Genomic DNA, 19,678 nt, shown 5'->3' on the forward strand with positions numbered 1-19,678 from the left:
TTTTTTGCCCGTTACAATGAATACTATCAGCGGCAATTCAGGAACCACGACGTTTATGCTCACCCGCTACTTTTCCAGTCATCGAAAGATACTGATCCTCAGTATCATTACCGGCCTGATTGCCGCCCTGCTCCTGGGTTCGTTGCAATTTCTCTGGAGCTACCACAAGCGGGAAATTCGATTCGATACGCTAATCAAGGATGTGAGCATCTACATGGATAGCTATTTTGACGAGCTAAAAGCCTCGATCGACGTGCTCCAGCCGCTCACGCTCAATAATTGCCAGGACGTTAACGCGGAGCTGACCTCGCGCGCAGCCTTCAGCCTCAACGTGCGTGCCTTCCTGCTGGTCAGAGACAAAATGGCGTTCTGCTCGTCAGCCACAGGTCCAATGAATGCCCCGATGGAGGAGCTGATCCCCGAGCTGCACATCAACAAGCAGGTTGATGTCGCGCTGCTCCCCGGCACCCCCATGCTGCCCAATAAGCCCGCGATTGCCATCTGGTATCGTAACCCGCTCGTGAAAGACGGCGGCGTATTCACCTCAGTGAATCTTAACCTGACGCCGTACCTGCTTTATACCGCGCGTCAGGACGAGTTTGCAGGTATCGCGATTATCATCGGCGACAATGCGTTATCCACCAGATCGAGCACCCTCGTCAGGGCGCAGGATTTACACGAGACGCCCGCGCGCACCGCGACGCTCAAAGACGTTCCTCTGACCATCAACCTGTACGCCGAGGAATGGACGAGCGATGAGATACTTTACGCCCTGTTCTTCGGGCTGGTATGCGGGATTGCGGCAGGGTCGCTGAACTTCTACATCCTCACGACGCGTCTCAATCCGGGCAAAGAAATTCTGAGCGCCATCAAGCGCGGCCAGTTCTATGTGGTTTATCAGCCCGTTGTCGATGCCAAATCGCTCAGGATGACCGGGCTTGAAGTCCTGATGCGCTGGAAGCACCCGACCATGGGTGAGATCCCGCCGGACGCTTTTATCAATTTTGCCGAAGCGCAGAAGCTGATTGTCCCGCTGACGCTGCATCTTTTTGACCTGATTATTCACGATGCGCCAGTGTTACAGACCGTGCTGCCGCCGGGTGCGAAAGTGGGCATTAATATCGCGCCGGGGCATCTGCATGCGGAAAGCTTCAAAGACGATATGCGCACCTTCAAAGCCCTGCTGCCGCCTGATTACTTCCAGATCGTACTGGAAATTACCGAGCGCGACATGCTTAACCATCGGGAAGCTAACAGCCTCTTCGAATGGCTGCATAACGAAGGGTTTGAAATTGCCATCGACGATTTCGGCACCGGCCACAGCGCGTTGATTTATCTTGAACATTTCACCATGGACTACCTGAAAATCGACCGTGGTTTCGTCAACGCCATTGGCACAGAAACCGTGACCTCCCCGGTGCTGGATGCCGTACTGACGCTGGCAAGACGACTGAATATGTCGACCGTTGCGGAAGGGGTGGAAACGCCGGAACAGGCGGCCTGGCTGCGCGAGCATGGGGTTAATTACCTGCAGGGGTACTGGATTAGCCGCCCGATGCCGCTGGAGCAGTTCCGCACGTGGCAAAATACGCTGTCGCCTGACGGTGAATAATTTCACATTGCCGGTGGCGTCACTTATTATTCAGCTTTACTGAGCCGGTCTGTAAAAGAGGGAGCCGCCGCGAGATGTTTATGCGCTTTATGTTGCTTTGGTTGGCAGTAGTGAGCCTGTCCAGCCAGGCGCAAACCATCAAAGAGAACATCGCGTTCGCCGTGATTGGCGAGCCCAAATACGCGGTCAATTTTACGCACTTCGATTACGTCAATCCTGCCGCCCCTAAGGGTGGAAAGGTCACGCTCTCGGCGACGGGAACGTTCGACAACTTTAACCGCTTCGCCCTGCGCGGGGTGGCCGCGGCGCGAACAGAATCGCTCTACGACACGCTTTTTGTGACGTCTGATGATGAGCCCGGCAGCTACTACCCGCTGATTGCCGATAACGTGCGCTACGCGGATAACTTCGCCTGGGCCGAAATTACCCTAAACCCCCGGGCCCGCTTTCACGACGGCACGCCGGTCAGGGCCAGCGACGTGGCCTTTACGTTTCATAAATTTATGACCGAAGGCGTTCCCCAGTTCCGCATTGTGTATAAAGGCACAACGGTGCGCGCCATTGCGCCGCTCACCGTACGCATCGAGCTGAGCGAACCGAACAAAGAGAATATGCTCAGCCTGTTCTCGCTGCCGGTTATGCCTGAATCGTTCTGGAAAAGCCATAAGTTAAGCGACCCGCTCTCCACGCCACCGCTGGCCGGCGGCCCTTACCGCATTACCGACTGGCGCATGGGGCAGTATGTGGTCTATTCCCGCGTGAAAGACTACTGGGCGGCTAACCTGCCGGTAAACCGCGGGCGCTGGAATTTCGACACCCTTCGCTATGACTACTACCTCGACGATAACGTGGCGTTTGAAGCCTTCAAGGCCGGCGCATTCGATTTACGCGTGGAGAGCAGCGCCAAAAACTGGGCGACCCGCTATATCGGCAAAAACTTCACGAAAGGCTACATCGTGAAAGACGAGCATAAAAACGAATCCGCCCAGGACACGCGCTGGCTGGCGTTTAATATTCAGCGCCCGGTATTTACAGACCGCCGCGTTCGGGAAGCGATTTCCCTGGCCTTTGATTTTGAATGGATGAACAAAGCGCTTTTTTACGGGGCGTACAGCCGTGCGAACAGCTATTTCCAGAACACCGAATATGCCGCGCGGGATTACCCGAAAGCCGACGAACTGGTCCTGCTGGCGCCGCTGAAAGCGGACGTGCCGCCGGAGGTGTTTACCACGGTGTTTCAGCCGCCCGCTTCAAAAGGGGACGGGTACGACCGCGACAATCTGCTGAAGGCCAGCAAGCTGCTGGATGAGGCAGGCTGGCAGCTGAAGAATCAGAAGCGCGTCGATGCGAAAACCGGCAAGCCTTTAAGCTTTGAACTGCTGCTCTCCTCCGGCGGCAACGATCAGTGGGTGCTGCCGTTTAAACACAACCTTGCGCGGCTGGGGATCACCATGAATATTCGTCAGGTTGATAACGCGCAGATCACCAACCGCATGCGCAGCCGTGATTACGACATGATGCAGCGCCTGTGGCCCGCGCAGCCGTGGCCCAGCTCGGACCTGCAAATCTCCTGGGCCTCCAGCTACATCGACTCGTCCTACAATGCGCCCGGGGTAAAAAGCCCGGCGATTGATGCTCTGATTGCGAAAATTGTGGCGGCGCAGGGCGATAAAGAAAAACTTCTGCCGCTCGGTCGCGCCCTCGACAGGGTCTTAACCTGGAACTACTACATGCTACCGATGTGGTATATGGGCGAAGACCGGCTTGCACGCTGGGACAAGTTCTCCGTGCCTGCCGTGCGCCCTGTCTATTCGCTGGGCTTTGACACCTGGTGGTATGACGTAAATAAAGCCGCCAGACTGCCCGCCGAGCGGCGATAAGGAATTATCATGGGTGCCTATTTAATACGCCGTCTTCTGCTGGTCATTCCCACGCTGTGGGCCATTATCACCATTAACTTTTTTATCGTGCAAATAGCTCCCGGCGGCCCGGTCGATCAGGCTATTGCCGCCATTGAGTTTGGCAATAGCGGCGGCATGCCCGGCGGCGGCGGAGAAGGCATGGGCGCGAGCCATGCGCGCACCGGCGTGGGGAATATCAGTGAAAGCCACTACCGCGGCGGGCGCGGGCTGGATCCTGAGGTGATCGCCGAGATCACCCATCGCTACGGCTTTGATAAGCCAATTCACGAGCGCTATTTCAAGATGCTCTGGGATTATATCCGCTTTGATTTTGGCGATAGCCTGTTCCGCAGTGCGTCCGTGTTAACGTTGATCAAGCAAAGCCTGCCGGTTTCGGTCACGCTGGGGCTGTGGGGGACGCTGATTATCTATCTGGTCTCTATACCGCTTGGGATCCGTAAAGCGGTGCATAACGGCAGCCGCTTCGATATCTGGAGCAGCACCTTTATCATCATCGGCTATGCTATTCCGGCGTTTCTGTTTGCCGTCCTGCTGATCGTCTTTTTTGCCGGGGGCAGCTACTTCGACATCTTCCCGCTGCGGGGGCTGGTCTCCGCCGATTTCAGCACGCTGCCGTGGTACCAGAAAATCACCGACTATCTCTGGCATATCACGCTGCCGGTTCTGGCAACGGTGATCGGCGGGTTTGCCGCTCTGACCATGTTGACCAAAAACGCGTTTCTCGATGAAATTCGCAAGCAGTATGTCGTGACCGCCCGCGCCAAAGGGGTCAGCGAGAAGCAAATTATGTGGAAACACGTCTTCCGCAACGCCATGCTGCTGGTGATTGCCGGGTTTCCGGCCACGTTCATCAGCATGTTTTTTACCGGCTCGCTGCTGATTGAGGTGATGTTCTCACTTAACGGTCTCGGCCTGCTGGGCTACGAAGCCACCGTGTCGCGCGATTATCCGGTAATGTTTGGCACGCTCTATATTTTCACCCTGATTGGCCTGCTGCTGAATATCGTCAGTGATATCAGCTATACGCTGGTCGATCCCCGAATTGATTTTGAGGGCCGCTGATGCCGCGTTTAAGCCCCGTTAACCAGGCCCGCTGGGCCCGTTTTCGCGATAACCGCCGCGGCTACTGGTCGCTGTGGATTTTTGCCGTCCTGTTTGTCCTGAGCATGTGTTCGGAGCTGATCGCCAACGACAAACCATTGCTGGTGCACTTTAACGACCGCTGGTATGTGCCGGTACTGGCTAACTACAGTGAAAGTGACTTCGGCGGCCCGTTTGCGACGCCGGCGGAGTATCAGGATCCGTGGCTGCGCCAGCAGATCGAACAGCACGGCTGGGCCCTTTGGGCGCCGGTGCGCTTTGGTGCCAACAGCATTAACTTCGCGACCACGACCCCCTTCCCTTCTCCGCCCTCTGCGCAAAACTGGCTGGGGACGGACGCTAACGGCGGCGACGTGCTGGCGCGTATTCTCTACGGTACGCGGATTTCTATTCTCTTTGGGCTGATGCTGACGATCTTCTCCAGCGTAATGGGCGTGGTGGCCGGTGCCGTTCAGGGCTACTACGGCGGGAAAATTGATCTGTGGGGTCAGCGTATCATCGAAGTCTGGTCTGGTATGCCAACGCTGTTTCTGATTATCCTGCTTTCCAGCGTGGTGCAGCCGAGCTTCTGGTGGCTGCTGGGCATCACCGTTCTGTTTGGCTGGATGGCGCTGGTAGGCGTGGTGCGGGCAGAGTTTCTGCGTACCCGTAATTTCGACTATATCCGCGCCGCGCAGGCGCTTGGAGTGAGCGACCGGGGAATCATCTTCCGCCATATGCTGCCTAACGCCGTGGTAGCAACGCTCACCTTCCTGCCGTTTATTCTGTGCAGCTCCATCACCACCCTCACCTCGCTGGACTTTCTGGGCTTCGGCCTGCCGCTGGGGTCGCCGTCGCTCGGCGAACTGCTGCTGCAGGGCAAGAACAACCTGCAGGCACCGTGGCTGGGCATCACCGCCTTTCTTTCCGTGGCCGTGCTGCTTTCGCTGCTGATTTTTATCGGCGAAGCCGTACGCGATGCCTTCGATCCCAACAAGGCGGTATAAGATGACGCAGCCTCTTCTCAGTATTGATAACCTGTCGATTGCCTTCTCGAAGCAGGGCGAGACGCGGACCGTAGTCACTGACCTGTCGCTGCAGATCCAGCGCGGTGAAACGCTGGCGCTGGTGGGTGAATCCGGCTCAGGCAAGAGCGTTTCGGCGCTCTCCATCCTGCGTCTGCTGCCTTCTCCGCCGGTGAGCTACCCGCAAGGGGATATTCTGTTTCACGGCACTTCGCTGCTGCACGCGGATGAGCAAACCCTGCGCGGGATCCGCGGCAATAAAATCGCCATGATCTTCCAGGAGCCGATGGTCTCTCTCAACCCGCTGCATACCCTGGAAAAACAGCTCTATGAAGTGCTCTCTCTGCACCGGGGCATGCGCAAAGAGGCCGCGCGGGGCGAAATTCTGGATTGTCTGGAACGGACAGGCATACGCAACGCGGCCAAACGGCTGAATGATTTTCCGCACCAGCTCTCCGGCGGCGAACGCCAGCGGGTGATGATCGCCATGGCCCTGCTCACCCGGCCAGAGCTGCTGATTGCCGACGAGCCGACGACGGCGCTGGACGTAACAGTGCAGGCGCAAATTCTGACGCTGCTGCGGGAGCTGCGTGACGAGCTGAACATGAGCCTGCTGTTTATCACGCACAACCTGAGCATAGTGAAAAAGCTGGCCGACAGCGTTGCGGTAATGCAAAACGGACGCTGCGTTGAACAGAATATCGCATCCACGCTGCTGAACGCCCCGCAGCACCCCTATACGCAGCGCCTGCTCGACAGCGAGCCTTCCGGCGACCCGGTGCCACTCGCGGCAGACAGCACACCGCTGCTGCGCGTTGATGATTTATCCGTCTCGTTCCCGATCCGCAAAGGCATTCTGCGGCGCATCGTCGACCAGAATCCGGTCCTGAAAAATATCCGCTTCTCGCTGCGTCCGGGTGAATCCCTGGGGCTGGTAGGCGAATCCGGTTCGGGTAAAAGCACTACCGGTCTGGCGCTGCTGCGCTTAATTGCCTCAGAGGGCGAGATCCTGTTTGACGATATGCCGCTGCACCGCTGGAACCGCCGCCAGATGCTGCCCGTGCGGCCCCGCATGCAGGTGGTGTTTCAGGATCCCAACTCCTCGCTTAACCCGCGCCTCAGCGTACTGCAGATTATCGAAGAGGGCCTGCGCGTTCATCAGCCTGAGCTGAGCGCGCAGCAGCGGGAACAGGAGGTGATGCGGGTCATGGCTGAAGTGGGCTTAGATCCCGAGACCCGCCACCGCTACCCTGCGGAATTTTCCGGCGGACAGCGCCAGCGCATCGCCATTGCCCGCGCGCTGATCCTGAAACCGGAGCTGATTATTCTGGATGAACCAACCTCGTCCCTGGACAGAACCGTACAGGCGCAGATCCTGGCGCTGCTGAAAGGGCTACAGGAAAAGCACCGGCTGGCCTATATCTTTATCAGCCACGATCTACAGGTGGTTCGGGCGCTGTGCCATCAGGTGATTGTGCTACGACAGGGTGAGGTGGTCGAACAGGGGGATTGCCAGCGCGTATTTACTGCGCCAACGCAGAGCTACACGCGCCAGCTGCTCGCGGCAGACTAGCGCTTAAAACGGATACTGGCCGGAGAAAGGCTCAGCAATTGCAACGCCAAAGTTTTTCAGACGGCAGGTCGCGGCGAATTCGTCCTGGCTTTTCACAAACAGGCACGGCTCCCCTTCGCACTCCAGTACGGAGCTGTCCACTTCGATATCCGTCAAAGCCTGGCTGAGACGCTCCATCACCCGCCACGCATTTTCATCGCTCGGGCTCAGCAGCTTGAGCGCAACCAGGCAATTCTCACAGCCCGCGACGCTTTGCGGAATCGGTTCAACTTTCGAACCTGCAAAACCCGCCGACCAGCGGTAGCTCTGGGGCAAGCGATGGACAATGGAGAGTTGTAATGTATTCACGTTCGTTCCCCGGAAGCAAAATTTACTTCACAATTTATTTACATTTATAGTAACACATCATCGCCAACCTGCACTATTCAGCGCTTTTTTATCGGTATCAAGGCTCACGTCGGCGCTATATGTACCCGTTTCTGCGATCTAACTCAACCTTTTTGAATACAATGATGTGACTTTTTACATAAATAGATTTTACATAAAATAAACAAACACGGGATAAACGAACGCGGGTTTGGTTGATGTGTATCAACAAAAAAGGCCCTTCCGGGCCTTCTCTGTGGTTAGCGAGCCGCTTTTCGCGGCCGACTGGCGTAAAGACAGAAGAGAACGGAGCTGGTTGCGCAAAATGCCATCGCCCACAGCATGGGCCAGGCCGTGCTGAAGGTTGCCATAGACAGTAACGCCCCGACGATGGCACCAATCCCGAAGCGGAAGGTTCCCGCCAATGACGATGCGGTCCCCGCCATGTGCGGGAACTCATCGAGGATCACCGCCATCGCATTGGACGAGATCATCGACACGCAGCCGACAAACGCCGCCACGCCGATCACCAGCGCCCAGAACCCCACGCCCAGGAACGCGCTCACCACCAGCCAGACCGCCATCACAAACTGGATCCACAGCCCGGCGCGGAACATGTTCAGCGCGCCCACCCGCCGGACAAAGCGGCTTTTAATGATGGTCAGGACAAACAGGAAGACGATATTGAGCGCAAAATAATAGCCAAAGTGCTGTGGCGAAACGTGGTTCAGTTCGATATAGACAAACGGCCCGGCGCTCAGGAAGGAGAACATTCCGGCAAAGCTGAACCCGCTCGCCAGCATGTAGCTCAGCACCCGCTTGTGGCGAAACAGCGAGGCAAAGTTACCTATCGTGGTTCGAATATGAAATTTCTGGCGGCGCTCGACGGGCAGCGTTTCATCAATAAAGAAGAAAATCATCGCCGAAGCCAGCAGTGCGGCCAGGGCCAGGATCCAGAAAATCGCATGCCAGCTAAACCACACCAGCACCGCACCACCGGCCATCGGGGCCACCAGCGGCGCAATCGTCGTCACCAGCATGACAAACGACATCATGCGGGAGAACTCTTCTTTCGGGTAGATATCGCGCATCAGGGCGTTGATCACCACGCTCGCAGCGGCAGCGGCCAGCCCGTGCAGGAAGCGCATGGCGATCAGCTGATCGATACTCTGCGCCAGCGCACAGGCGACCGCAGCGGCCGCAAAGACCAGCGTCCCGCCCAGAATCACCGGTTTGCGCCCAAGGCTGTCGGCCATTGGGCCGTATAAAAGCTGTCCGAGAGCGAAACCGAGAATATAGGTGCTGAGCGTCATCTGAGCGCTGCCTGCCGGTACGCCAAACTGCGCGGAAATCACCGGCAGCGCAGGCAGATACATGTCGATAGACAGCGGCATCAGCATCGCCAGCAGGCCAAGAATGAAGACAATTTTGAACGACGAGTGTGGCCTGGTGGTCACAGAGTTCTCCTGAAATTAATGCGAAGGCAGACCGACGCTGGCAATCTCTTCTTCCGTTAACGGACGGTATTCGCCTGGCGCAAGGTCGGGATCGAGCGCGATCGCACCGATGCGTTCACGGTGCAGGCCCACAACGTGGTTCCCCACCGCGGCAAACATACGTTTAACCTGATGGTAACGCCCTTCGCTGATGGTCAGACGGACCTCCGTCGGGGTGATGACTTCAAGCACCGCCGGTTTAGTCAGATCTTTTTCATTATGCAGCTGCACGCCTTTCGCGAAGTGCTCTGCCGTGTCATCAGCAACCGGCGACTCCAGCGTGACCAGATAGGTTTTCTCACAGTGGTGACGCGGGGAAGTAATGCGATGCGACCACTGCCCGTCGTCGGTCATCAGCACCAGACCGGTGGTGTCGATATCGAGGCGACCCGCAGCGTGCAGCTTGTGCGCCACCGGTTCGTCGAGGAAATAGAGCACCGTCGGATGATCCGGATCGTCCGTTGAGCAGACGTAGCCTTCCGGCTTGTTGAGCATGAAATAGCGCGGACCGTGCTGCTGGGTCAGCGGATTGCCGTCGTACTCCACCTGATGGTCAGGTTGCAGTTTGAACGCGCTGTCTCTCACAATGTCGCCATCCACGGTAACGCGGCTGGCGCGTATCTCGCGCCCGGCAATAGCGCGGCTTACGCCAAGTTGCTGAGCGATAAACTTATCAAGTCGCATGAAATCTTTTTAGCCTTAATGGTGCTGGAAGTCGGACCGTGCGTCCGAAAAAGAAGCAGTCTGGAACGGTTCAGTATAATGGTCTGGTTGCGCCACTCAAGGGAAAAAGTTTCGTGGCATACTATATGCGGATTAACGAAACCGAGACCCCATGACTTTTACACTTCGTCCCTATCAGCAGGAAGCCGTTGACGCGACCCTCGCCTGGTTCCGTAAACACCGGGAGCCGGCGGCCATTGTCCTCCCGACCGGTGCAGGCAAGAGCCTGGTTATTGCCGAGCTGGCCCGCCTGGCGCGCGGTCGCGTGCTGGTGCTGGCGCACGTCAAAGAGCTGGTAGCGCAAAACCATGCTAAGTATTGTGCGCTGGGGCTGGAAGCCGATATTTTCGCGGCCGGTCTAAAGCGCAAAGAGAGCCACGGCAAAGTGGTTTTTGGCAGCGTACAGTCCGTGGCCCGCAACCTGGATCTGTTCCGCAGCGAGTTTTCGCTGCTGATTGTCGACGAGTGTCACCGCATCAGCGATGACGACGACAGCCAGTATCAGCAAATCCTCACTCACCTGAAAGAGGTGAACCCTCACTTACGCCTGCTCGGCCTGACGGCAACCCCGTTTCGCCTGGGCAAAGGCTGGATCTATCGCTTTCATTATCACGGCATGGTGCGCGGCGACGAGAAAGCGCTGTTCAGCGACTGTATCTATGAACTTCCGCTGCGCTACATGATTAAGCACGGCTACCTGACGCCGCCCGAGCGGCTGGATATGCCGGTGGTGCAGTATGATTTCAGCCGGTTACAGGCGCAGAGCAACGGCTTGTTCAGCGAAGCTGACCTCAATCAGGAGCTGAAAAAGCAGAAGCGCATAACTCCGCATATCATTAGCCAGATCGAAGAATTTGCGCAGACGCGCAAAGGGGTAATGATTTTCGCCGCCACCGTTGAGCACGCTCGCGAAATTACCGGATTGCTGCCCGCAAACGACGCGGCGCTGATCACCGGCGAAACGCCCGGTCCGGAGCGCGACAGGCTGATTGAAGCCTTCAAAGCGCAGCAGTTCCGCTATCTGGTCAACGTCTCTGTCTTGACTACCGGTTTCGATGCACCGCACGTCGATCTAATCGCCATTCTGCGCCCAACCGAATCCGTCAGCCTGTATCAGCAGATTGTCGGCCGTGGCCTGCGCCTGGCGCCGGGCAAAACCGACTGTCTGATCCTCGATTACGCGGGTAACCCGCACGATCTCTACTCCCCCGAAGTGGGCACGCCGAAAGGCAAAAGCGACAACGTGCCGGTGCAGGTGTTTTGCCCGGCCTGCGGCTTTGCCAATACATTCTGGGGAAAAACCACCGCCGACGGCACGCTGATTGAACACTTTGGCCGCCGCTGTCAGGGCTGGTTTGAAGATGATGAGGGACATCGCGAGCAGTGCGATTTCCGCTTCCGCTTCAAAAACTGCCCGCAGTGCAACGCCGAAAATGACATCGCCGCCCGCCGCTGCCGCGAGTGCGACACGGTGCTGGTCGACCCGGACGACATGCTGAAAGCGGCGCTGAAGCTGAAAGATGCGCTGGTGCTGCGCTGCTCCGGCATGGCGCTGCAGCCCGGCGCGGATGAAAAAGGCGAATGGCTGAAAATCACCTATTACGACGAGGATGGCGCTGACGTCAGCGAACGGTTCAGGGTTCAGACGCCTGCCCAGCGCACGGCATTTGAGCAGCTGTTTATCCGCCCGCATACCCGTACGCCTGGCGTGCCGCTGCGCTGGATAACCGTAGCGGATATCGTTCATCAGCAGGTGCTGCTGCGCCACCCCGACTTCGTAGTCGCCCGCAAGAAAGGCCAGTTCTGGCAGGTTCGCGAGAAGATCTTTGACTATGAAGGCCGCTATCGTCGGGCAAATGAATTGCGCGGTTAGCGGACTTTTCATTGATGTGAGCGGCATTTGAGTATAAAATGCCGCCCGCTTCACATCCGTGGAGCAGAACACTCACCTGCTGCTGGGTCGCCTGTAGTAGGGTTTTAAATACAGAGAGAAATCAATGTTCACTATCGAAGCAGAAGTACGTAACGTGCAGGGTAAGGGTGCGAGCCGCCGCCTGCGTACCGCTAACAAGTTCCCGGCTATCGTTTACGGTGGCGAAGCTGCTCCAGTTGCTATCGAACTGGATCACGACAAAGTATGGAACATGCAGAACAAAGCTGAGTTCTACAGCGAAGTTCTGACCATCGTTGTTGGCGGTAAAGAAGAAAAAGTGAAAGTTCAGGCTGTTCAGCGTCACGCGTTCAAGCCAAAACTGACTCACATCGACTTCGTTCGCGCGTAATCGCAAACCAGTCGAAAAAAAACCCCGCAGCTGCGGGGTTTTTTTATGCCTGTTATTTACCGCCAGAGGTGCGGCGCTGAAGCTGATCGCGCAGGTTCGGCGGCGTGCCTTTGATGGTCAGGGTGTCGGTGGCCGGATCCCAGAAAATGCGTTCACCTAACAGCATGGCGTCAAAGTTGAGGGTTAACCCACCGCCGCTGCCGGCAAATTTGGTTAACTGGCGCAGCGTGCTGCGATCCGCCGGGAAGCTCTCCTCAAGCTCATAGCCTTTCTCAGCGGTGAATTCCTGGAAGCTCACTTCGCTGACGCCAGCCAGCTCTTTTGACAGGGACTCCAGCTCAATCTCTTCCCCCGCCTGCAACTGCTCGTTGCAGTAGCTGTAAACCTGCTGACGTACGGTCTGGCGTTCAGATTTATCGAGCTGCGCTTCAGCCGTGAAGTCATCAACAGCCTGCAGCAGCCCTTTGTTCTGCGCTTTGGCGTTCAGGCCTTCACTGGCACCGAGGAAGTCCATAAAGAAATCCGCCACTTTACGTCCCACGCGCCCCTTCAGGAAGGTCAGGTAGCGGGTCGACTCCGGGTTGGTTTCCCACTCGGTCAAATCAATACGCGCCACAATATCCGCATGGTTGATATCCAGATAGTGCGTTGAGCTGATGTCCAGTTGCTCGTTCACGCGCATGCTGCTTAAGTTATTCAGCACGCTGACCAGCAGGTATTCGACCGCCAGATAACGATAGTGGCAGAACAGGACGATGCCGCCGTCGGCAAACGGATATTTCGCCAGCTCGTCGCGCAGACGCCCGGTTGCGGCGCGGCTAAACGCCAGGAAATCCTCTTCGCCCTGACGCTGCAGACGCAGGCTATCGGCCAGCTCACTCTCTTCGCTGAACAGACCATAGGCTTTATTTTTGGCGCTGTAGACGCGATGCAGCTCTGCCATCATTTCCACAACGGTTGCCGTGGGTTCCAGTAACGAATCGCGTAGCACCACTTCAAGGGTTTGCTCATCACGCTTGATAAGCTGGTGCAAGGCAATCTGGTTGATTTCCAGACTCATGATAAACTCTCCTTTTAGACCGGGCGGTATTCAACCACCACCAGGACATGTGTGCAACAACAGATAAAAAAGGGGAAAAAAAGCTGTTGCTACGGTAATATGTTGCCCTTTCATCAACAAACTGATTTTGATTTATGCCACAACATTCCCGCTACAGTGATGAACACGTTGAACAACTGCTCAGTGAGCTGGTCAACGTACTGGAAAAACATAAAACGCCGACCGATCTCTCCCTGATGGTTTTGGGAAATATGGTCACCAACCTTATCAACACCAGCGTTGCTCCGGCTCAGCGTCAGGCGATCGCCAACTCTTTCGCCCAGGCATTACAGTCATCCGTCAGCAACGACCAGGCCCATTAAGGGAAACGAACAACAGTTTATGGTGACGAATCGTCAGCGCTACCGTGAAAAAGTCTCCCAGATGGTCAGCTGGGGACACTGGTTTGCCCTGTTCAACATTCTGCTAGCGACGGTAATTGGCTGTCGTTATCTGTTTGTCGCAGACTGGCCTACAACGCTAACCGGGCGTGTCTACTCCTGGATAAGCGTTGTCGGCCACTTTAGCTTTTTGGTATTCGCCACCTATCTGCTGATCCTGTTTCCTCTGACGTTTATCGTCATGTCGCAGCGCCTGATGCGGTTCTTGTCCGCCATCCTTGCGACGGTGGGGATGACGCTGCTGCTTATCGACAGTGAAGTGTTCACCCGCTTCCACCTGCATCTCAACCCTATTGTCTGGGAACTGGTGATAAACCCGGACCAGAACGAAACGGCCCGTGACTGGCAGCTGATGTTCATCAGCGTCCCGGTGATCCTGTTGATTGAGATGCTGTTTGCCACCTGGAGCTGGCAAAAGCTCCGCAGCCTGACCCGACGCCGCCATTACGCGAAGCCTGTGGCCGCGCTCTTTTTCGTCTCATTTATCAGTTCGCACATTATGTATATCTGGGCGGATGCGAACTTCTATCGCCCTATTACCATGCAGCGCGCTAACCTGCCGCTCTCTTATCCAATGACGGCCCGTCGTTTCCTTGAGAAGCACGGCCTGCTCGATGCCCAGGAGTATCAGCGCCGTCTGGTCGAACAGGGTAATCCGGAAGCGGTTAGCGTGCAGTATCCACTGAGCGATCTGCGCTATCGCGATATGGGACGCGGGCAAAACGTCCTGCTGATCACCGTTGATGGCCTGAACTATTCCCGTTACGAGAAGCAGATGCCTGCGCTGGCCGATTTCGCGAGTCAAAACGTGTCGTTTACCCAGCATATGAGCTCCGGTAACTCAACCGATGCGGGTATCTTTGGCCTGTTCTATGGCATTTCTGCCGGATATATGGACGGCGTGCTGTCTGCGCGCATTCCTGCGGCGCTGATCACCGGGCTTAATCAGCAGGGCTATCAGTTAGGGCTGTTCTCATCGGACGGCTTCAACAGTTCACTGTACCGCCAGGCGCTGCTCTCTGATTTCTCCCTGCCTGCCGCGCAGAGCCAGTCTGATGCCCAGACCGCAAACCAGTGGATAAACTGGCTGCAGCGCTACGCGCAGGAAGATAACCGCTGGTTCTCGTGGGTGGCCTTTAACGGCACAACGCTTAACGACAGCAACCAGGCAGGCTTTGCGCGCCGCTACGGCCGTGCGGCCGGCGATGTTGACGCACAGATTGGCCGCGTGCTTGACGCGCTACGTGAATCAGGAAAGCTTGATAACACCGTCGTGATTGTGACCGCGGGGCATGGGGTACCGTTAGGCGACGAGACGAAGAGCATGAGCTGGTCACGTCCGAACCTGCACGTTCCGCTGGTGATCCACTGGCCGGGAACGCCGGCGCAGCGCATCAATATGCTCACAGAACATAAAGACGTCATGACGACCCTGATGCAGCGCCTGCTGCACGTCAGCACGCCAGCAAACGAGTATTCTCAGGGGCAGGATCTCTTCAGCGCGGTACGACGTCATAACTGGGTGACGGCAGCAGACCGTAACACGCTGGTGGTGACCACGCCGAAGCTGACGCTGGTGCTGAACAGCAACGGGAACTATCAGACCTATAATCTGCAGGGTGAACGGCTGAAGGACCAGAAGCCGCAGCTGAGTCTGCTGCTGCAGGTTCTGACGGATGAGAAGCGTTTTATCGCTAACTGATTAATTATAAACCAGTTAGCGACAGATTCCCTTGCATTCGAAACGGAATCGAGTAGTATCTTTTTATGCGTCGGCACGTAGCGCAGCCTGGTAGCGCACCGTCATGGGGTGTCGGGGGTCGGAGGTTCAAATCCTCTCGTGCCGACCAAAAACATATTGAAAACCAGCCACTTATGGCTGGTTTTTTATTTCGCCTCGTCCGGTGTTTTACCCAGATAGATCAGAGTCGCCAGACAAATCACCGCTCCGGCGCAAAACGTATACGGTGCTCCAAAGGTTTCCCAGATTGCCCCGGCTCCCAGGCTGGCGATTAACAATCCCGCGCCGCTGACCAGGCTAAATATACCGAACGCCGTACCGCGCAGATCCGCAGGAGCCGTTTTCGCAACCATTGCCGCCAGTAGCCCCTGCGTCATCCCCATATGAACACCCCACAGCGCGACGCCTAACACAATGCCCGTCCAGTGGGTGCTAAGCGCCAGCACAATGTCTGCCCCAATCAGAACCACCAGCCCCCACTGCAGCAGCCGGGTGTGGCTCATCGTGTCGGACAACTTGCCAAACGGATATGCCGAGAGAAAATAAAGCAGATTCATGGCCACCATCACCAGCGGGATCAGCGCCAGCGGCACCCCCGTCTGCTGTGCGCGAAGCACGAGAAATGCTTCACTGAAACGCGCGAGCGTGAAGATGGCACCCAGGCCAATAACCCACCAGCAGCCTTTCCCGAGGCGCCTGAGGTTCTCTTTTTTGATGGGATTTGTTCGCTTATGTTCGACAGGGGTTTTCGGCTCATGCAGACCGAAAAAAAGCAGTGCAACGGCGAGGACGCCGGGGAACACCGCCACCCAAAAAATAGTGCGAAAATCACCATTCCACAGCAGCATTAAGCCGACGGCCAGCAGCGGCCCGAGAAATGCGCCGATAGTGTCCATCGACTGACGCAGACCAAAGGCCGCGCCGCGAAGTTCCGGCGGCGTAACGTCAGCGACCAGCGCATCACGCGGCGCCCCCCGGATCCCCTTCCCTACCCGGTCAATCAAGCGTGCCCCAAGAATCATGCCGGAGGAAGAGGCTATAGCGAACAACGGCTTACTCACCGCGCCAAGACCGTATCCCAGTACCGCCAGCCCTTTACGCTTGCCCAGGTAGTCACTGATTGCCCCGGAAAAAACTTTGATAAACAGCGCGGTGGCTTCAGCCAGGCCTTCAATCAAACCAATAAAAAGCACGCTGGCACCCAGCGTTGTGACCATAAACAACGGGAGCAGACTGTGAATGATCTCAGAGGAGATATCCATCAACATACTGACCCCACCCACAACCCAGACGCCTTTCGGGATCCGGCTGAGCGTTGCAAACCGGGATAACATTGAGCCTCTCCTGCTTTATGGCGAACAAGCTTATGCGGAACAGAATATCCTGGAAAAGAGAATAAAAATTATCAGGCATAAAAAAAGCCAGCCCGCAGGCTGGCTTCTTATAGCAGCTAAATGCTTAGTGCTTATCACGTCCGCCCAGGAAGAAAATGCCCAGCGGGATGGCCAGCAGAACGGTGAAGACAAGGCTGTAAACGAAGATCATCGCCGACTGCAGCACATACATGCTGGTAGTCCAGGCGGAGAGAGGAATGTTGTACTGTTCGATGACGCCAACAATGGTGGCCCGCCCGACGCACGCGGCAGCAATCATAAACACGACCAGCAGCGCCAGGAGGAACTTGCGGCCTTCAGGTGTTTTCAGTTTTGCACGAACCATCTCTCTTCCCTTTCACAGATGAATAACATAATAGAGGGTCTAAAATAACACGAACGCCCGCCACACTCCACATCAGTACAAACGCCTGCCAAAATGGATAACACCAGGTTTATTACACTGCACATAATGAAAATGTAAGTAAATCACACTAATCATTCATACGCGTTATGTTAGTCTGTGCAGGACCGTTTTGACATAAAGGAATGACAATGAAAAACGCACCTAAATTTGCCATCGCGCTTCTCGCCGCCGCGTGCGTCAGCACCAGCGCTTTCGCCAGCGACGCCCAAAAAGCGCAGCCGCTGGAAAAAGTTGCCCCCTATCCGCAAGCGGAAAAAGGCATGAAGCGTCAGGTGATTCAGCTGCCGGTTCAGCAGGACGAAGCGAATTACAAAGTGGAACTGTTAATTGGCAAGACGCTGGAAGTGGACTGCAATCAGCACCGTCTTGGCGGTCAGCTGGAAAGCAAAACCCTGGAAGGCTGGGGTTACGACTATTACGTCTTTGATAAAGTCACCTCTCCGGTTTCCACCATGATGGCCTGCCCTGACGGCAAGAAAGAGAAGAAATTTGTGACGGCCTATCTGGGCGACAACAGCCTGCTGCGCTACAACAGCAAGTTGCCGATCGTGGTGTATACACCTGAAAACGTGGAAGTGAAATATCGCGTCTGGAAGGCAGATGAGACTGTCGGTCAAGCCGTAGTACGTTGAATATAAGTCGGGTGGCGGCTTCGCCTTACCCGCCCCCTCTCCCACCGGGAGAGGGAGAAAACACTAAAAACGGTAACGAATGTTACCGTTTTGCTTTTACCTTACAGCGCGATATCGGCAACCGGTTTGTTTTCCGGCTGAGGCTTCAGCTCCGCTTTTGGCGCAGCATCCGCAGCCTGCGGCTTCACGTACTGCAACTGCAATACGCGGCTGGTGTATTCCAGCTCCTGCTCCGTCGCATCCACGTTACCGTTCAGCTTCGTGCCGTACGATGGAATAATGGTTTTCAGCTTCGCCTGCCATTCCGGGCTGGCAACTTTGTCTTTAAACACTTTTTCCATCAGGTGCAGCATGATTGGCGCAGCGGTAGACGCACCCGGTGACGCGCCCAGCAACGCGGCAATCGTGCCATCCTTATCGCTCACCACTTCGGTACCCAGACGCAGTACGCCGCCCTCTTTCGGATCGCGCTTGATGATCTGGACACGCTGACCCGCCTGCCACAGACGCCAGTCTTCTTTCTTCGCCTGCGGATAGTACTCTTTCAGCGCCTCGAAGCGTTCGTCGTCAGAGAGCATCACCTGGCTGATCAGGTATTTTACCAGGTCGAAGTTATCCAGACCCACGTCCATCATCGGCTTGACGTTAGAGGTGGTGGTTGCGCTCAGCAGATCCCACAGGGAGCCGTTTTTCAGGAACTTGGTGGAGAAGGTCGCGAACGGTCCGAACAGCACCACGCGTTTACCGTCCAGCATACGGGTGTCAATGTGCGGTACGGACATCGGTGGCGCCCCTACGGAAGCCTGACCGTACACTTTTGCCAGATGACGATTCACCACTTCCGGGTTCTCGGATACCAGGAACTGGCCGCCGACCGGGAAGCCCGCGTAGTCGTCAGCTTCAGGAATACCGGACTCCTGCAGCAACTTCAGCGCCGCGCCGCCCGCACCGATGAAGACAAATTTGGCCTTAATGACGTGCTCGGCTTCATTGTTTTTCAGATCGGCAACCGTCACGCTCCAGCTGTTGTCCGCATTGCGCTTAAAGCCGCGCACTTCGGTGCTGAGCTGCAGGTTGAAGTTCTCTTTTTTCTTCAGGGACGCCACCAGCTGACGGGTAATTTCACCGTAGTTCACGTCGGTCCCGATTTCGGTACGGGTCGCCGCCACTTTTTGGTTTGGATCGCGACCTTCCATGACCAGCGGGGCCCACTCTTTGATCTGCGCGTGGTCTTCGGAGTATTTCATCCCGCGGAACAGGGTGCTCTGCTGCAGCGCAGCGTAACGCGCGCGCAGGAAATTCACGTTCTGCTCGCCCCACACAAAGCTCATGTGCGGTACGGTGTTGATGAAGGAGTGCGGGTCGTGCATCACGCCGCTGTTGACCTGGTGAGACCAGAACTGACGCGAGATCTGGAATGCTTCGTTGATCTCTACCGCCTTCTCGATACTAATGGAACCGTCCTTTTTCTGCGGCGTATAGTTCAGTTCCATGAGTGCCGAATGCCCGGTACCGGCGTTATTCCAACCGTTCGAACTCTCCTGCGCCACGCCATCGAGACGCTCGACCATGGTCATGGACCAGTCCGGCTGCAGTTCCTGCAGATAGGTTCCCAGCGTGGCGCTCATGATACCGCCACCAATTAAAAGGACGTCCGTTTCCTGCTCTTTTGGTGCGTCTGCTTTCGCTGCCATCGAGACGGCGCTGAGCCCAACGGCCAGAGAAAAGAGCATGGCAGTCATTTTTTTCATAATTTATGCCTTAGTTTAAAAGTGCTTGATGCGTGGAAAGTGCAGGTGAAAAAAGCTGCGTGGGCACGGTAACAACTTTTAAATATTGTTTAAAGGTTACGAAATTATTGTAATTGTGAAATTTAATGATGGATTGTTTGTAGGGGATTGCGGGGCGCAGCTGGCAATAGGGGGA

17 protein-coding genes and 1 tRNA gene are annotated in these 19,678 nt (G+C 56.2%); 11 read left to right on the forward strand and 7 right to left on the reverse strand.

Translation table 11 applies throughout. From position 1 onward, the window contains the following. The first annotated feature begins 55 nt into the window (after positions 1-55). From AC4ICF_RS15845 to yejF, 5 genes are all read left to right on the forward strand, one after another. Positions 56-1,612: a cyclic di-GMP phosphodiesterase gene (locus tag AC4ICF_RS15845; RefSeq protein ID WP_316379364.1), complete on the forward strand. Its 1,557-nt coding sequence runs from the start codon at positions 56-58 to the stop codon at positions 1,610-1,612. 74 nt (positions 1,613-1,686) lie between these two features. Continuing rightward, the gene (locus AC4ICF_RS15850) at positions 1,687-3,492 is read left to right on the forward strand and encodes an extracellular solute-binding protein (protein WP_116338659.1); all 1,806 of its coding nucleotides are present in this window, start codon (positions 1,687-1,689) and stop codon (positions 3,490-3,492) included. A gap of 9 nt (positions 3,493-3,501) precedes the next feature. Further along, positions 3,502-4,596, forward strand: a complete 1,095-nt coding sequence (locus AC4ICF_RS15855; RefSeq protein WP_116338657.1) for a microcin C ABC transporter permease YejB — start codon at positions 3,502-3,504, stop codon at positions 4,594-4,596. Beyond that, complete coding sequence (locus tag AC4ICF_RS15860) at positions 4,596-5,621, forward strand: ABC transporter permease (protein ID WP_439210021.1); 1,026 nt, start codon at positions 4,596-4,598, stop codon at positions 5,619-5,621. Before AC4ICF_RS15855 ends, AC4ICF_RS15860 begins: the two co-directional genes overlap by 1 nt. 1 nt (position 5,622) lies before the next feature. Next, entirely contained in the window at positions 5,623-7,212 is a 1,590-nt protein-coding gene (gene yejF, locus AC4ICF_RS15865) for a microcin C ABC transporter ATP-binding protein YejF (RefSeq protein WP_316379362.1), read from the forward strand. A 3-nt stretch (positions 7,213-7,215) separates the two neighbouring features. Here yejF and AC4ICF_RS15870 read toward each other — a convergent pair whose 3' ends face one another. The 3 genes from AC4ICF_RS15870 to rsuA form a co-directional block, all read right to left on the reverse strand. Then, positions 7,216-7,560, reverse strand: coding sequence for a YejG family protein (locus tag AC4ICF_RS15870; protein WP_028013883.1), 345 nt, complete (start codon positions 7,558-7,560; stop codon positions 7,216-7,218). 278 nt (positions 7,561-7,838) lie between these two features. Beyond that, the gene (locus tag AC4ICF_RS15875; RefSeq protein ID WP_491466105.1) at positions 7,839-9,035 is read right to left on the reverse strand and encodes a Bcr/CflA family multidrug efflux MFS transporter; all 1,197 of its coding nucleotides are present in this window, start codon (positions 9,033-9,035) and stop codon (positions 7,839-7,841) included. Positions 9,036-9,050: 15 nt separating this feature from the next. Continuing rightward, positions 9,051-9,758, reverse strand: coding sequence for a 16S rRNA pseudouridine(516) synthase RsuA (gene rsuA / locus AC4ICF_RS15880; RefSeq protein ID WP_116338649.1), 708 nt, complete (start codon positions 9,756-9,758; stop codon positions 9,051-9,053). Between the two features lie 151 nt (positions 9,759-9,909). Between rsuA and radD the strand changes: the two genes are divergently transcribed. Further along, positions 9,910-11,670 carry a DNA repair helicase RadD gene (gene radD, locus AC4ICF_RS15885; RefSeq protein ID WP_316379361.1) on the forward strand — a complete coding sequence of 587 codons (1,761 nt, stop codon included), beginning with the start codon at positions 9,910-9,912 and terminating at the stop codon, positions 11,668-11,670. A 124-nt stretch (positions 11,671-11,794) separates the two neighbouring features. Then, positions 11,795-12,079: a 50S ribosomal protein L25 gene (rplY, locus tag AC4ICF_RS15890; protein ID WP_061097582.1), complete on the forward strand. Its 285-nt coding sequence runs from the start codon at positions 11,795-11,797 to the stop codon at positions 12,077-12,079. A 52-nt stretch (positions 12,080-12,131) separates the two neighbouring features. On the opposite strand, the gene yejK is transcribed toward rplY, so the two are convergent. Further along, positions 12,132-13,139: a nucleoid-associated protein YejK gene (gene yejK / locus AC4ICF_RS15895; RefSeq protein ID WP_116338645.1), complete on the reverse strand. Its 1,008-nt coding sequence runs from the start codon at positions 13,137-13,139 to the stop codon at positions 12,132-12,134. A 134-nt stretch (positions 13,140-13,273) separates the two neighbouring features. Between yejK and AC4ICF_RS15900 the strand changes: the two genes are divergently transcribed. From AC4ICF_RS15900 to AC4ICF_RS15910, 3 genes are all read left to right on the forward strand, one after another. Beyond that, positions 13,274-13,501, forward strand: coding sequence for a YejL family protein (locus tag AC4ICF_RS15900; RefSeq protein WP_163330254.1), 228 nt, complete (start codon positions 13,274-13,276; stop codon positions 13,499-13,501). 19 nt (positions 13,502-13,520) lie between these two features. Further along, complete coding sequence (yejM, locus tag AC4ICF_RS15905) at positions 13,521-15,281, forward strand: LPS biosynthesis-modulating metalloenzyme YejM (protein ID WP_316379360.1); 1,761 nt, start codon at positions 13,521-13,523, stop codon at positions 15,279-15,281. A 71-nt stretch (positions 15,282-15,352) separates the two neighbouring features. Then, positions 15,353-15,429 (forward strand) — tRNA-Pro (locus AC4ICF_RS15910). Between the two features lie 37 nt (positions 15,430-15,466). Here the strand turns inward: AC4ICF_RS15910 and AC4ICF_RS15915 are convergent. After that, positions 15,467-16,654, reverse strand: a complete 1,188-nt coding sequence (locus AC4ICF_RS15915) for an MFS transporter (protein WP_316379358.1) — start codon at positions 16,652-16,654, stop codon at positions 15,467-15,469. Between the two features lie 124 nt (positions 16,655-16,778). Continuing rightward, on the reverse strand, positions 16,779-17,039 hold the full coding sequence (locus AC4ICF_RS15920) for a DUF2534 family protein (RefSeq protein ID WP_010433451.1): 261 nt from the start codon (positions 17,037-17,039) through the stop codon (positions 16,779-16,781). A 209-nt stretch (positions 17,040-17,248) separates the two neighbouring features. On the opposite strand from AC4ICF_RS15920, the gene eco reads away from it, so the two are divergent. After that, positions 17,249-17,752 carry a serine protease inhibitor ecotin gene (gene eco / locus AC4ICF_RS15925; RefSeq protein WP_116338638.1) on the forward strand — a complete coding sequence of 168 codons (504 nt, stop codon included), beginning with the start codon at positions 17,249-17,251 and terminating at the stop codon, positions 17,750-17,752. A 101-nt stretch (positions 17,753-17,853) separates the two neighbouring features. Here eco and mqo read toward each other — a convergent pair whose 3' ends face one another. Further along, a complete protein-coding gene (mqo, locus tag AC4ICF_RS15930; protein WP_116338636.1) occupies positions 17,854-19,503 on the reverse strand; it encodes a malate dehydrogenase (quinone) in 1,650 nt (549 codons plus the stop codon). Positions 19,504-19,678 lie beyond the last annotated feature (175 nt).

This window comes from Enterobacter sp. ECC_219_Taxon_10 (genome assembly GCF_058354905.1).

Coding starts and splice junctions, on each gene's coding strand:
- AC4ICF_RS15900 (WP_163330254.1), top strand. CDS start 13,274: ATGCCACAACATTCCCGCTACAGTGATGAACACGTTGAACAACTGCTC.
- AC4ICF_RS15855 (WP_116338657.1), top strand. CDS start 3,502: ATGGGTGCCTATTTAATACGCCGTCTTCTGCTGGTCATTCCCACGCTG.
- AC4ICF_RS15915 (WP_316379358.1), bottom strand. CDS start 16,654: ATGTTATCCCGGTTTGCAACGCTCAGCCGGATCCCGAAAGGCGTCTGG.
- AC4ICF_RS15845 (WP_316379364.1), top strand. CDS start 56: ATGCTCACCCGCTACTTTTCCAGTCATCGAAAGATACTGATCCTCAGT.
- yejK (WP_116338645.1), bottom strand. CDS start 13,139: ATGAGTCTGGAAATCAACCAGATTGCCTTGCACCAGCTTATCAAGCGT.
- radD (WP_316379361.1), top strand. CDS start 9,910: ATGACTTTTACACTTCGTCCCTATCAGCAGGAAGCCGTTGACGCGACC.
- mqo (WP_116338636.1), bottom strand. CDS start 19,503: ATGAAAAAAATGACTGCCATGCTCTTTTCTCTGGCCGTTGGGCTCAGC.
- rsuA (WP_116338649.1), bottom strand. CDS start 9,758: ATGCGACTTGATAAGTTTATCGCTCAGCAACTTGGCGTAAGCCGCGCT.
- eco (WP_116338638.1), top strand. CDS start 17,249: ATGAAAAACGCACCTAAATTTGCCATCGCGCTTCTCGCCGCCGCGTGC.
- yejM (WP_316379360.1), top strand. CDS start 13,521: ATGGTGACGAATCGTCAGCGCTACCGTGAAAAAGTCTCCCAGATGGTC.
- rplY (WP_061097582.1), top strand. CDS start 11,795: ATGTTCACTATCGAAGCAGAAGTACGTAACGTGCAGGGTAAGGGTGCG.
- AC4ICF_RS15860 (WP_439210021.1), top strand. CDS start 4,596: ATGCCGCGTTTAAGCCCCGTTAACCAGGCCCGCTGGGCCCGTTTTCGC.
- yejF (WP_316379362.1), top strand. CDS start 5,623: ATGACGCAGCCTCTTCTCAGTATTGATAACCTGTCGATTGCCTTCTCG.
- AC4ICF_RS15920 (WP_010433451.1), bottom strand. CDS start 17,039: ATGGTTCGTGCAAAACTGAAAACACCTGAAGGCCGCAAGTTCCTCCTG.
- AC4ICF_RS15850 (WP_116338659.1), top strand. CDS start 1,687: ATGTTTATGCGCTTTATGTTGCTTTGGTTGGCAGTAGTGAGCCTGTCC.